This is a genomic window from Enterococcus sp. DIV1767, assembly GCF_050542585.1.
In the GTDB taxonomy this organism is placed as follows: Bacteria; Bacillota; Bacilli; order Lactobacillales; family Enterococcaceae; genus Enterococcus_D; species Enterococcus_D innesii.
On the sequence record NZ_CP172936.1, the window covers coordinates 3002016 to 3014251 of the forward strand.

Below are 12236 nucleotides of genomic sequence, written 5' to 3' on the forward strand. Positions count from 1 at the left end.
ATAGCTATTTATTGTCTTTCGACTATAAGGATCATAGCTTAAATTGACCTTAAACCATCTCCTGATTTTTGAATCATAGAAACAGACCGCAGCTGCTTCCTGCGATCTGTTGATTTTTTGGATAAACATTTGGTGATGATCGATAAAACTTCAACTAACGACCAAAACCACCGCCCATCTGATTGGTTGTCGCCGTTGCACCTGATTGGGTCAAGTTAGCGATCGTATCCGTGACGGACAATGTTCCTAATTCTGTCCCATCACTAAGGGTTCCGCCAGCATAATAACCGGAGACTGCTTGTGCATCATTTGTTCCCCCACTGACCAATGTATAGCTGCTATCGGTCAAATCTGGGCTAGAAAGAACCACGTGTTGATAGCTTTTGCTTGGTGCATAAGACAAGATCGTCTGTCCTTGACTATCCTTTAAGGTCACTAGGGTCTCTGCTGATTGGGTTTGATCGAAACTGATTCCGATCGACTGTTGACTACCACCGCTAACGTTCATGGCCATATCGGTCGTGCCTGCCGCTAACAAGACGCCGCCGGTGAGTTCAAATGTGCCGTTATAGTCCAAAGCACCATTACCTCCGGTCGTTGGACCATTTACGATGACGACGCCATCACTCATGGTGACATTGCCATTACTATCTAGGCCGTCCCCTTCGGCATCAATGACCAACGTTCCACCAGTGATCGTGATCTGTTTACTGTCATCCGCGGTATCGCCACCGCCAGGGCCGCCACCAAAACTGTCTTGACCAAATTGTCCCGTTGTTTCATCCGTATCACTGCCACCACCGGCATTGATCCCGTCATCGCTAGCCACGACGTGTGTCGTGCCACCAGCAATCGTGATTACACTTGCTTCTAGTCCTTCATAGGATTCTTCGATAGAAATCGTTCCGTCGGAGATCGTCAATTCATTGTCGGCGTGGATCCCATCATCGCCACTGCTGGCAGTGATCGTACCACCTGCAATGTTGATCGTATCATTGGCATGCAAGCTATCATCCGCACTATCGATCGCAAAGGTACCACTGGTGATGGTCATCACACCGCCAGCTTTCAATCCTTTGTAACTTTCATCCGTCACTAGCGACTGACTTTGTGCCCCATCAGCCGTTTTGATCGTAATATCAGCTGATTGTACGCTTAAATTTGTTTCTGCTTGAATCCCGTCACGACCACTTTGGATCGAAAAAGTACCACCATCGATCGCAACGTAGCCTTTTTCCGCATCTTCCGTATTATTCGCTTGGATACCATCTCCTTCAGTGGTGTTCAGTGTGTAGTTCCCCGCCAAGATCGATACGGAATCTTTTCCTTTGATGGCGTTGTTTTTCGCTGTGATTTCAATCGTACCACCTGCTAAAACCAAATCATCTTTGCTGCGCAGTCCGTTGCTGTAATTTCCTGTGATCACCAGCGTCCCATTGCCATTGATGGACAAATCTTCTTTACTATAAAAGGCAGCATCTGGTTCTGTCTCGCCTTCTGCCAAGGTGTAGCTGCTGCCATCCGTCAGAGTATTCGTCGTATCACTGGCTAAGGTCGTGATGACTTTTTCTGCTTGTTCGATGACGACGGCCGCCCCGTCTTCATTGGTGATCGTGACACCTGCAAAGATCAGATGGACTTTTTCTTCTTTGTTGACGTTGACAACCAGTTGCCCATTACTTAACGACCCGCTGACGACATAGGTGCCGGCTTGGGTGATCGTCACGGTTTGGTCTTCCACTGAAACGCCATCAACAGCCGTCGTGTCGCTGCCATTCAATTCAAGTTGCGTAGCATTTGCCTCATCGTAGGAAGCATCAACATCTTCTTCTTCGTAACTACCGTAATAGTCCACAGAATCATCAAGGGTCGTTGAAACGTTGGTCACTGCGGCCGAACCAGAAACAGCTGCTGCGGAACTGGAACTGCTGCTCGTGCTAGTACTATCGGTTTGCCCGCAAGCGCCTAAGAGCAGTGATGAGAGCAAGAGTGGATAAATGAGTTTTTTCATAAAAGGTTCCTCCTTCTACAGCTCATCGCGGTTAGCGGTGAGCTTGCCTAAAACAACAGGTAAATTGCCATTACGAACCCGAACTTCATCAATGATTTGCTTTTCTTGCGCTTGGTCTTTTAACAGCAACTGATAGCGCAATTCATACAAGCTTCCCATCGTCGTCGTTCGAACCGATGTCAGTTTGGCAGAATGCGTATATTTTTCAAAGAGATCATCGAATAATTGCGGATAATCCAAATCTTCCGGAATCGTGACCTTCAGTTCCCGTTCACTCGTAGCTTGTCGATCGCCAAAGGGCACCGTATATAAAAGGGTCAAGAAAAGCGCCACGATAATGGAAAAAATGACCACATAGCCGACATACCCCATCCCAGTTGCCAGACCGATCCCCATCGACCAAAAGACGCTGGTGATCTCTCTAGAACCCCCGGGAACCGAGCGGAAACGAATCAAACTGAAAGCGCCTAAGATCGCCACCCCTGTGCCAAGATTGCCATTGACTAACATGATCACCGATTGAACGAGAATCGGTAAGACTGCCAAGGTAATGACGAAGTTTTTCGTATAGACATTGCGGATCATATGGATCGCTGCCACTAATAACCCTAAAAGCAATGAGGCGGCGATACAGATCAATAAGCTACTCCATTCAAGGGTGCTCGTATCGCCAGAAAATAGACTAGATAACATGTAACCGTTCCTCCTTCTTGAATAAATGCCGTTGATAGGTTTGGGCATACTTTGAAAAGCTGCCTTTGCGCACACTGTATTTGTTCAGTAGTTCCACAAACCATATTGGATAAGAGCCGAGGGCTTTGACTTCCATCAACACTCCGACTTCCGGTGCGACTAGCGCACCGTCACTGCCAGAACCTAACATGAGATCACAGGTGCGAAAGCGAATGTTTTGATCGAACGTCACGCGAAATTCACTATCATCATCAACAAACAGCGACAGGCGATCATAGGCAATCAATACTTTCGGCAGCAGGTCCGGGTTTTTCTTAAATAACCAGTGGATCTCCGCGGCGATTTGCGGGGCTTCCTCCATTGACGGCAAGACCCCCGTTTGCATCCAGCGGCAATAGTCAGCATAGGGCATCGGAACGCGGCGTTTGTAGACCACGCCACTGACTTTCTTCTTGATCTCTAAAAAAATCAACTGTTGTTCTGTTGGTACCCCGTAGCTACGGACCCGAAATTTTTCTTTGTATTTCGGTTTGTCCATGGAATGACGAATAAAGCGGTCATCCTGGGTATCGTAATACAAGGACATAATCGTGTGTTGCCCATATTCATCGATCGCCATTTTTTGCTGCAACTCGCCAAGAAATGCTGGAAATTGCTCCTTAGTTAATAGATATTTCGTCTCTTTTCTTTGAAAGACTTTTTTTAATTTCATAAAATGTTCCTCCCTTGAAATCCATGCACTGAATTTACGGCAGCTATCTTAAATGCAGCTTAAGACAAAACAGTTTTTTTAAGCATTTTTTATGCTATTCGTGCTATTCTTATCCTTAAAGAGGTGGGAACATGATTAAATTATTAGTAATCGAAGATGACAAAACATTATCTGAAAATATGAAAGAAATCATCAGCGAAATCGGTGAAGTCACGCAAGCATATGATGGCAGCGAAGGCTTGTACGAGGCAGAAACGGGGATCTATGACTTGATTATTCTTGACTTGATGATGCCTGAGATGAACGGCTATGAGGTGCTTTCAGCATTGCGAAAAAAAGGACTCCAAACACCCGTCCTGATTTTGACCGCTAAAGACGGCTTAGAAGACAAAGTAACCGGCTTTCAAAAAGGAGCTGATGATTATTTGACTAAGCCTTTTTATCGGGAAGAGTTATTGATGCGGATCAAAGCGTTACTAAAACGCTCCTTAGGTTTGTTCAATGAAAATACACTGGAATATAATGGATTGCTCTGTAATCTTGGCACCAACGAGGTCAGCTACCAAGGAGAGCTTTTACCGATTCAAGGGAAAGAATTTGAGCTACTGCTTTATTTTCTACAAAATAGAAACATTATTTTGACCAAGGAACAGATTTTTGATCGCATCTGGGGATTTGATTCAGAAACGACCCTAACTGTCGTCGAAGTCTACATGAGCAATCTGCGAAAACACTTGCGCCAGACAGGAATCGACAAAGAGATCCGCACGTTGCGAAATGTCGGCTATATCATGCAAGGAGCCTAGTCTATGAACAAAGAACGCACTAAGAGACAACGACTGCACTCTTTTCTCCTAAATGTCAGTGCCTTTGCCTTGGTTTTCTTACTTTTAGGAACCATCGTCCTCCAATTATTCAACCAATCGGCTTATCGACAAACCGACATTTCTTTGGAACAAGCAGTCAAAGATACCCGCTTGATCCAAGCAGAGATCAGCGCTTCGCAATCCAATCTAGAGGTATTGCCGCCGGATAGTGCCATGCCAAAGATCCCTGGGACCAATCGCTTCAATACCCAGTTGATCCTCTGGTCTGAGGACGGCGAGATTTTAAACAAACAGACCTTAGGCGGACGTTTTTCACAATTGGCAAGTCTATCTTTAGATACGAGCCACTTAGACAGTATCACGTCTTTTTCAGTGGTGGATCAGTCCTTGTCAGAGGAAGAAGAAACCCTTTTGTTTCGCTCAATCACCACTAAAGCCCCAACCAATGACGCCGGGGTCGGCTATATCCAAGTCTTAGCGAACACCAATCAAATCAAAAATGCCATGAACAATTTCCAAACCATCTTGATTTTATCGATGATTTTTTTCTGGATTCTCTCGATCGGGATCAGCTACTTGCTTTCCAGCTTGAACATGCGCCCGATTTTAGCCTCGTGGAAGAAACAACAAGAATTTGTCGAAAATGCTTCTCACGAGCTGCGCACACCATTGACGATCATTCAAAACAGTCTGGAGCGCCTGTTTACCAAGCCCAATCATACGATCATTGAAGAATCTGAAAGCATTGCCCAAGCGTTAGCGGAAACCCGGCGGCTGACTGGTTTAACGGCGGACCTGCTGACGATCGCCCGCAGTGATTCCAATCAACTGCTGTTAACGAAAGAAACCGTCGAATTAGCTCCGTTTATCGATGACTTAGTCAAACCTTTCAAAGAAATTGCCGAATTGGATCAAAAACATTTTATTGTCGAAAACTTTGCCAAAACGACCGCTTGCTTTGACCAAAAGAAAATTCATCAAGTCCTCGTGATTCTCCTAGATAATGCCTTAAAATATACCAGCAGCGGTGATAAAATTACGCTCTTATCGGAGATTTCTAACAAGCAATGGCTGCTCGAGGTCAAAAATACTGGCCCAACTATTTCCGATGAAGAGAAAGCTCGCATCTTTGACCGCTTCTACCGCGAGGATCGTTCCCGCTCCAAGGAGACCGGCGGCTATGGTTTAGGCTTAGCGATCGCTAAGCAAATCGTCGAAGAGCACAAAGGACAAATTCTGGTCAAAGATCTGCAGCCACGAGGGGTTATTTTTCAGATTCGCTTACCTAAAGAAGGATAAAGGAGAAAAATAAATGCAGGTCATCACCTTTAAAGAACACCCTGAATACTTAGCAGAAGCCATTCGTTACTTCCAAAATCAGTGGGCTAGCCCCAACTCCCTCATGGTTTATGAGGATAGCCTGACCCATAGTTTTTCAGCAAATCCTTTGCCGCAATGGCTGCTGCTGGTCAACGAAAAAATCGCAGCAGACGGACGTTATCAAATCATCGGCTGCGGCGGCTTGATCCCCAACGACTTCATCAGTCGGATGGATTTGACCCCTTGGCTTTGCGCCTTGTATGTGGACCCTTTGTGGCGTGGCCAAGGCGGTGCCCGCCTTTTGATCGAAACAGCCAAGCAACGTGCTGCTGGAGCTGGTTTTGATTCTCTGTATCTATGTACGGATCTTTCTACTTTTTATGAGCAGTTTGCTTTTGAACCGATTGGCACTGGTTACCATCCTTGGGGAGAATCTTCCACCATTTATCGCTGTTCCCTCACTTAAATAAACAAAAAAAGCTGTGAACAAAAATGTTCACAGCTTTCTTCACTCACAGTACTATTGCTAGTAGAATACCCTATCTCCACAAAAGGAATATTCCGACACCCTACAAATCCGGTAGGTTGCTTACGCGATGTGCCTCTGCTATCAATCTGGTCAGCTAATGCTAGACCTTCTCGACTCGTCGCATGAGGATTACTTTACCATAAAATTAGTCGGAATACTACTGTTTTTTTATAAAATCAAAAACTGCTGATACGCATTTCTCGAGAAAGAGTGCTTATCAGCAGTTTTTCATGAATCAATGGTTACTTTTCATAGAAACATTCCCATCGACGGTTAAAAAAACTTAGGATAAGAAGGTCGCTACTTTGGTCGTAATCAAATCGATGGCTACGTGGTTTTCGCCGCCTTCTGGTACGATGACATCAGCATACCGTTTTGTCGGTTCGATGAATTGATGATACATTGGTTTTACGACCGTCAAGTATTGTTCGATCACAGAATCCAACGTCCGGCCACGTTCTTCCATATCACGTTTGATTCGGCGAATAATCCGAATATCATCGTCTGTATCAACATAAAGTTTAATATCCATTAAATTACGTAATCGCTCATCTTCTAGAATCAAGATCCCTTCCAAGATAATGACTTCTTTGGGTTCTTGAATGATCGTTGCTTCGCTGCGAGTATGAGCGACATAATCATAGACAGGTTTTTCGATCGTTTGATATGCAAGCAGCTGCTGCAAGTGATCGATCAACAAATCAGTATCAAATGCAAAAGGATGGTCATAGTTGGTGTTCAACCGTTCTTCAAAGCTCAGATCACTTTGGTCTTTATAGTAGGAGTCTTGTTCAAGCATCATAATAGAATGGTTGGGGAAATGATTAAAGATCGCCCGACTCACGCTTGTTTTTCCACTACCTGATCCACCTGTCACACCAATAATAATGGGCTTGCCATTCGTCATTCAATTAACCTCTTTCATCTTAAAAAATTCACACTGGTTCTATTATAGCGAAAATTCGGCAAATTACTACTGTTTCTGAAGAATCAGTGCTGTAATAAAGGAAGTAATTGCTGCAAACGTTCGATCTCATAAGTAGACTGAATCTCACCACTGTTTTTTTTCTTTGGATTGAACCAAATCGTATCGATCCCTGCCAATTGTCCGCCTAAGATATCTGAAGTCAGTGAATCGCCAATGATGACTGTTTCTTGTTTTTTTACGTTTGGTATGCGAGCAAACACGTAGTCAAAATATTCTTTCATTGGTTTTTGATAACCCGTATCTTCTGAAACAAAAATATCACGGAAATAGGGCTTTAATTTGGCATCTTCCAAGCGGCGGTATTGGGTTTCAGAAACCCCGTTCGTCACCACGTATAGGTCAAAATGCTGCGCCAACTCCGCTAAGACCTCATCACTGTTGTCTAACAGTTTATGTCCTTCATTTAGAAATTCCCTATAGGCCAATTCAACTGCTGGGCTATCGACCTGAATGCCTTGCGTTTCAAAAAACAAACCGAAACGCTCATTGATGACTTGGTCTCTCGTGATTTTTCCTTGCTCAAACTGCTGCCACAAATCATGATTGATGGTTTGATAGCTTTGTTTGCGCTCTGGGGTTATTTCCAAGCCATGAGCTTCAAATAGTGCTTTTAAGGCTTGATCTTCGGTATCTTGAAAGTCGAGGATCGTGTCATCGACATCAAATAATAATGTTTTATACTTCATTTTCTCCCTCTTTCTCAGCGGAAATGCGCCGCCAATCCTTTTAATTCTTCTTGCGTCAACGAGCGATAACTGCCCACTGCTAAATCATCTGGTAGAACCAGCGAACCCATCGCTGTTCGTTTCAGCTGAATCACTTTTTTTCCCCGAGCTAGAAACATCTTCTTCACTTGATGGAATTTGCCTTCAGCAATTTCTAACGAAACAAAGGAACGATCCACTCGTGCATCGATGATCGTTAAGTCAGCTGGTTTGCAGGTGACACCGCCATGAAAGGTGATCCCTGTGGCAAATGCCGCCACATCCTCAGGGGTCACCAAGTCATTGACCACCACTTCATACCGCTTGGTCACTTTTTTGGATGGATGCAGCAAGTCATAGCCTAACTGACCATTCGTTGTTACCAATACCAATCCTTCCGTGTCCCGATCCAGCCGCCCGACGGCATAAAGATCCGGATGTTGATCCTTTGGTGCAATCAAATCGATCACTGTCTGGTGCTGTTGATCCAGATTGGCTGTAACGACACCATTGGGCTTATTGACGATATAATAGCGTTCCTGTGTTTCCAGCTGCCGCCCCACAACCATGACTTGATGCAAGGCACTGTCGACATTGCGCTCGGGTCTTCGCTCAATCCTTTGATCCACAAGGACCTTTCCTTGCTGGAACAACCGCTTCATCTCTTTCCGAGAAGTATTCATTTGTTGCTCGATCACTTTATCTAAACGCATAAGTTCTTCTCCATAGTGGCTATTATAGCTCAGGATCTAGTGAAAGGAAACTGCTGGGATTTCATATGATTTGACTTTCTTTGTCTTTTTGCGTAAGGTTAAAGAGTAAAGTAAATATAGTTTCTCATACACAGCGTTATGACCTGGTGGAGAAAAGTTGAACCAAAACTTTCTGGGGCAGTTGTGTACACAACTGCCCTTTTGCGTGTTTTCACTCACGTACCACTTAATGTGCAGAGTTAACAAAATTTGCTTAAAAAATCTCGTTATTAACGAGAAAATTTTAGGAGGAATTGAGTTATGTCAGTATCATTAGAAGTTACGAAAAGAGAAGTTCGCCCACGTTCTTTACGGAACAAGTTGCGTCACGAAGGAAAAGTACCTGCAATTGTCAATGGGTACAAAGTAGAAAGCACACCGATTGCTGTCAATGCAGCAGAATTGGAAAAGATCTTGCGTGAAAATGGATTGAATACCGTTATTACGATCAGTTTAGAAGGTAAAAAAGTCAATACACTGATCAAAGAGTATCAATCAGATACCTTCACACGCAATTTAACCCACGTTGAATTCCTATCTGTCGATATGAATGAAGAAACCGAAGTAGAAGCAGAAGTAACCTTGATTGGCGAATCTGCTGGTGTCAAAGCTGGTGGTGTTCTAGCACAAAACTTGTATACAGTCGTTGTATCAGCAACACCAGACAAATTGCCGGAACGTGTTGAGATCGATGTAACGTCATTAGAGATCGGTGATTCATTAACAGTGGCTGATCTGCCTAAGAACGACGAGTACACGATCGTGACCGATCCAGAAGAACAAATCGTTGCGGTTACTGAACCACAAGAAATCTCTGAAGATGAAGAAGCCGGCGAAGCTGCTGAGCCAGCAGTTATCGGTGAAGACGAAGAATAATCATAGACCGACATTCTTATAATCGCGTCTTCAATCAACAGACAGTTCTAAGAAATGTAAGACTCTTGAAGGGCTTTCCCTTTAAGAGTCTTTTTCATTCTTACGAAGGGCTAGTGCGCTGCAACTGGCTATTTTCTGCTGAAAGGCGTCATTAGAATACTTTGTCCAACCATCCCAACAAATTTTTAAGAGAATATTTAAAATGCGTCGCTGACCAAAAAGAAAAGCAGAAGTAGTTGCATTTTTGACGGTTCTTCATTATGATAAATAGACAAATTTGATGTTAATGGCAAGCCTACTTGAAGGAGGGGGTTATTATGTTTGAAACATTTGACGATCACCGCAGTCGTTACGCTTCTGGCGGTATTGTTCAAACACTACCTAGCGAACTGATCGATAGTATATGGTTAATCATTGATCTTGATTTAAAAGGGTTTATTCCGTTGACAAATCTGCTCACCTTTGAAGTCCAAAACAATCATGGTCGTGTCACCCTGCTTTTTTCTCAAGCCCAAAGTCAAATCGAACTTGGTGTTGATCTACCGTACCGGTATTCCGACCTGTATCCCCAAAAAGTCTATGTATATGACGATGGGCAACGGCAAACGATTTTATTGCCTAGTGAGACCCGTTAACGTCCATTCCTATTGATTTTTTATAACAATACCTATATAAAAAACCACCCTTTTTGTTTTAGAAGGTGGTTTTTTTTTGCATACCTCCTCTCATTTAATTTTATCTAGCAGCAATTTCAAATAAATGCTCGACAAAAACCTCGTTTTTTATTACGTTTTATTGACTATTTTTTGTGCGTTAAAATAACGAGTGAATTTCCCTTATAATAAGGACAGTTGTAAAATTCAGCTGAAAGAGGTGCATGATGTTGAAAAATATTCTTGAAAAAGATATTATGCAAATGCTGCGACTGTCCACAACACTCTTAACCGAAAATCCCCTTCCCTTGAGTAAGGCTGCTGCCGCCCAAAATCTCTCTGTCAAAACGATCCGTCGACTGTTATCAAGCTATTTAAACGAGGATCTTTCCTTCCACTATGATGTAGAACAAGGACATATTCGCGCAAACCATCGTTTGCAGCAGCCTTCAACCGGCCACTCCCTGTCCCATACAGAAATGATTGCTGCACTGTTCAACAAAAGCGTGAATTATCAGCTGCTCTTGCTCTTGTTAAAAATGCCGACTATTTCCTTTGCAGATCTCTACAAACGCTATTATCTTAGCCCATCCAGTTTGCATCGGCGCTTTTCAGCCTTTTCCAGCTTTTTAGCACCTTATCAACTAGCTATCGATCGCCGCAGCTATCCTTTGATTACTGGCAATGAACGACAACTGCGCTATTTGCTTTTTCGCCTTACCCTCTTAGCAAACCCAACGCTTTCCCCCAAACAAGCGTTTCAAGAACTGAAGAAGATCCATCAGTTACGAGCAAAGGCTTTTTATCCTAGCACCCCCGCCCCGTTTACTCAGCAAATTTATCCAACATGTTTTGTGCCGCGTTTTTATTTAGTCGATGAACGCAGCTACTTATTTTTATGGAAACAACTGCTAACACTGGAACCTTTCTATGTGCCAACAGAAGAAGCCTTCCTTTTGCGACGAATCATCACGCCGATTTTGTTGGAGCATCCGCTCCAACAGCCTTTAGAGGTTCTTTTGCCGAAATTTTTTCAAGCCCATCTGCTGGGGGCATTGTTGGAAGGCAATTTATTTGTCTATCCGCCACTAAACCCTCGCTTATCTGAACGTTCCCGACGTTTGGTCCAGGCTTTATTGACACAGCTTCCCCATTACGAAAAACTTTTAAAGAAGCACCCTGAGCTTCCCTTGCTTTATGAATGCATTTGGCAAGAGCTCTCTTTTTTCCAACCGATCATTGCCTTTCCCCAACAAAAAGAGCGCCCGCTTGAATAGCGGTACGCTCTTTTTAAAATCATTTTACTATCAGTAAATTATTGTGCGTCAGCATCAACGATTTTCACTGAACCTTGCCATTGTTTTTCAACAAAGTCTTTGATTTCGTCTGAATGCAACACTTCGATCAATTTCTTGATTTTGTCGCTATCTTCATCACCACTGCGGACAGCGATCACGTTGACATAAGGAGAATTATCCGTTTCTAACAAAACAGAATCATCCGCTGGATTCAAATCGATTCCGAATGCGAAGTTCGCATTGATGGCAATTAGGTCTGCTTCGTCGTTTTGATAAGCAGTCGCCAAAAGAGATGGATCGACGTCATGTTTAAATTCTAAGTTTTTCGGATTTTCAGCAATATCATCAAAGGTTGCCGTTTCTGTATCAACGCCGTCTTTTAAGGTGATCAAGTCAGCATCTTGTAAAATCGTTAGGATACGACCCCAGTCAGATTCAGAAGTGGAGGTAAGAACCGTTGCACCATCTTCTAGTTCCGAAATATCAGAGATTCGTTTTGAGTAAAGACCCATTGGCTCGATATGGATCGCACCGGCATTGACAAAGTCATAGCCATTGTCTGCAATTTGTTTGTTTAGATAAGGAATGTGTTGGAAGTAATTGGCATCGATATCACCATTTTCCAATGCTTTGTTTGGCAACACATAATCATCGAAGGTTTTGATTTCAAGGTCAATGCCTTCTTCTGCTAGTAAAGGTTTGGCTTGTTCTAAAATTTCCGCATGAGGGGTAACTGATGCACCGATCACTAATTTTGTTGATTCTCCCTCAGCCGCAGATGAGTCAGAGCTTCCTGAATTTGAGCCCGTTCCGCAAGCAGCTAAAGCGGCAGTTAATAATAACGTTGTTGCAATACCAAAAATCTTTTTCATA

At 43.5% G+C, this 12236-nt stretch carries 13 protein-coding genes; 6 read left to right on the plus strand and 7 right to left on the minus strand.

What is annotated here, in order from left to right:
* Positions 1-154: 154 nt before the first annotated feature.
* Genes IGI78_RS14110 through IGI78_RS14120 form a run of 3 tightly spaced genes read right to left on the minus strand, consistent with a single transcriptional unit; the run spans position 155 to position 3416 of the window.
* On the minus strand, positions 155-2011 hold the full coding sequence (locus tag IGI78_RS14110; protein WP_195266205.1) for a carbohydrate-binding domain-containing protein: 1857 nt from the start codon (positions 2009-2011) through the stop codon (positions 155-157).
* A gap of 15 nt (positions 2012-2026) precedes the next feature.
* Positions 2027-2704 carry a DUF4956 domain-containing protein gene (locus IGI78_RS14115; RefSeq protein WP_077452281.1) on the minus strand — a complete coding sequence of 226 codons (678 nt, stop codon included), beginning with the start codon at positions 2702-2704 and terminating at the stop codon, positions 2027-2029.
* The gene (locus IGI78_RS14120) at positions 2694-3416 is read right to left on the minus strand and encodes a polyphosphate polymerase domain-containing protein (protein ID WP_195266207.1); all 723 of its coding nucleotides are present in this window, start codon (positions 3414-3416) and stop codon (positions 2694-2696) included. Before IGI78_RS14120 ends, IGI78_RS14115 begins: the two co-directional genes overlap by 11 nt.
* Positions 3417-3547: 131 nt before the next feature.
* On the opposite strand from IGI78_RS14120, the gene IGI78_RS14125 reads away from it, so the two are divergent.
* Genes IGI78_RS14125 through IGI78_RS14135 form a run of 3 tightly spaced genes read left to right on the plus strand, consistent with a single transcriptional unit; the run spans position 3548 to position 6029 of the window.
* A complete protein-coding gene (locus IGI78_RS14125) occupies positions 3548-4222 on the plus strand; it encodes a response regulator transcription factor (protein WP_077452283.1) in 675 nt (224 codons plus the stop codon).
* A 3-nt stretch (positions 4223-4225) separates the two neighbouring features.
* Entirely contained in the window at positions 4226-5542 is a 1317-nt protein-coding gene (locus IGI78_RS14130; RefSeq protein WP_195266209.1) for a sensor histidine kinase, read from the plus strand.
* A 13-nt stretch (positions 5543-5555) separates the two neighbouring features.
* Positions 5556-6029 carry a GNAT family N-acetyltransferase gene (locus IGI78_RS14135; protein ID WP_195266211.1) on the plus strand — a complete coding sequence of 158 codons (474 nt, stop codon included), beginning with the start codon at positions 5556-5558 and terminating at the stop codon, positions 6027-6029.
* 346 nt (positions 6030-6375) lie between these two features.
* On the opposite strand, the gene udk is transcribed toward IGI78_RS14135, so the two are convergent.
* The 3 genes from udk to IGI78_RS14150 form a co-directional block, all read right to left on the minus strand.
* Positions 6376-6999, minus strand: coding sequence for a uridine kinase (gene udk / locus IGI78_RS14140; RefSeq protein WP_005227927.1), 624 nt, complete (start codon positions 6997-6999; stop codon positions 6376-6378).
* A gap of 83 nt (positions 7000-7082) precedes the next feature.
* Positions 7083-7766, minus strand: coding sequence for a YjjG family noncanonical pyrimidine nucleotidase (locus tag IGI78_RS14145; RefSeq protein ID WP_195266213.1), 684 nt, complete (start codon positions 7764-7766; stop codon positions 7083-7085).
* 14 nt (positions 7767-7780) lie between these two features.
* Complete coding sequence (locus IGI78_RS14150; protein WP_195266215.1) at positions 7781-8497, minus strand: 16S rRNA pseudouridine(516) synthase; 717 nt, start codon at positions 8495-8497, stop codon at positions 7781-7783.
* Between the two features lie 300 nt (positions 8498-8797).
* Between IGI78_RS14150 and IGI78_RS14155 the strand changes: the two genes are divergently transcribed.
* The 3 genes from IGI78_RS14155 to IGI78_RS14165 all read left to right on the plus strand — a co-directional run bounded on the left by IGI78_RS14155 (position 8798) and on the right by IGI78_RS14165 (position 11342).
* Entirely contained in the window at positions 8798-9412 is a 615-nt protein-coding gene (locus IGI78_RS14155) for a 50S ribosomal protein L25/general stress protein Ctc (RefSeq protein ID WP_005227923.1), read from the plus strand.
* A gap of 317 nt (positions 9413-9729) precedes the next feature.
* Positions 9730-10047, plus strand: coding sequence for a DUF960 domain-containing protein (locus tag IGI78_RS14160; protein WP_005233624.1), 318 nt, complete (start codon positions 9730-9732; stop codon positions 10045-10047).
* Positions 10048-10289: 242 nt separating this feature from the next.
* Complete coding sequence (locus IGI78_RS14165) at positions 10290-11342, plus strand: helix-turn-helix domain-containing protein (protein WP_195266217.1); 1053 nt, start codon at positions 10290-10292, stop codon at positions 11340-11342.
* A 38-nt stretch (positions 11343-11380) separates the two neighbouring features.
* Here the strand turns inward: IGI78_RS14165 and IGI78_RS14170 are convergent, their stop codons facing one another.
* The gene (locus IGI78_RS14170) at positions 11381-12235 is read right to left on the minus strand and encodes a MetQ/NlpA family ABC transporter substrate-binding protein (RefSeq protein WP_195266219.1); all 855 of its coding nucleotides are present in this window, start codon (positions 12233-12235) and stop codon (positions 11381-11383) included.
* Position 12236 lies beyond the last annotated feature (1 nt).

Bases quoted from the DNA above. Each gene is read 5' to 3' on its own strand.
- IGI78_RS14110 (WP_195266205.1), bottom strand. From the start codon at position 2,011: ATGAAAAAACTCATTTATCCACTCTTGCTCTCATCACTGCTCTTAGGC.
- IGI78_RS14115 (WP_077452281.1), bottom strand. From the start codon at position 2,704: ATGTTATCTAGTCTATTTTCTGGCGATACGAGCACCCTTGAATGGAGT.
- IGI78_RS14120 (WP_195266207.1), bottom strand. From the start codon at position 3,416: ATGAAATTAAAAAAAGTCTTTCAAAGAAAAGAGACGAAATATCTATTA.
- IGI78_RS14125 (WP_077452283.1), top strand. From the start codon at position 3,548: ATGATTAAATTATTAGTAATCGAAGATGACAAAACATTATCTGAAAAT.
- IGI78_RS14130 (WP_195266209.1), top strand. From the start codon at position 4,226: ATGAACAAAGAACGCACTAAGAGACAACGACTGCACTCTTTTCTCCTA.
- IGI78_RS14135 (WP_195266211.1), top strand. From the start codon at position 5,556: ATGCAGGTCATCACCTTTAAAGAACACCCTGAATACTTAGCAGAAGCC.
- udk (WP_005227927.1), bottom strand. From the start codon at position 6,999: ATGACGAATGGCAAGCCCATTATTATTGGTGTGACAGGTGGATCAGGT.
- IGI78_RS14145 (WP_195266213.1), bottom strand. From the start codon at position 7,766: ATGAAGTATAAAACATTATTATTTGATGTCGATGACACGATCCTCGAC.
- IGI78_RS14150 (WP_195266215.1), bottom strand. From the start codon at position 8,497: ATGCGTTTAGATAAAGTGATCGAGCAACAAATGAATACTTCTCGGAAA.
- IGI78_RS14155 (WP_005227923.1), top strand. From the start codon at position 8,798: ATGTCAGTATCATTAGAAGTTACGAAAAGAGAAGTTCGCCCACGTTCT.
- IGI78_RS14160 (WP_005233624.1), top strand. From the start codon at position 9,730: ATGTTTGAAACATTTGACGATCACCGCAGTCGTTACGCTTCTGGCGGT.
- IGI78_RS14165 (WP_195266217.1), top strand. From the start codon at position 10,290: ATGATGTTGAAAAATATTCTTGAAAAAGATATTATGCAAATGCTGCGA.
- IGI78_RS14170 (WP_195266219.1), bottom strand. From the start codon at position 12,235: ATGAAAAAGATTTTTGGTATTGCAACAACGTTATTATTAACTGCCGCT.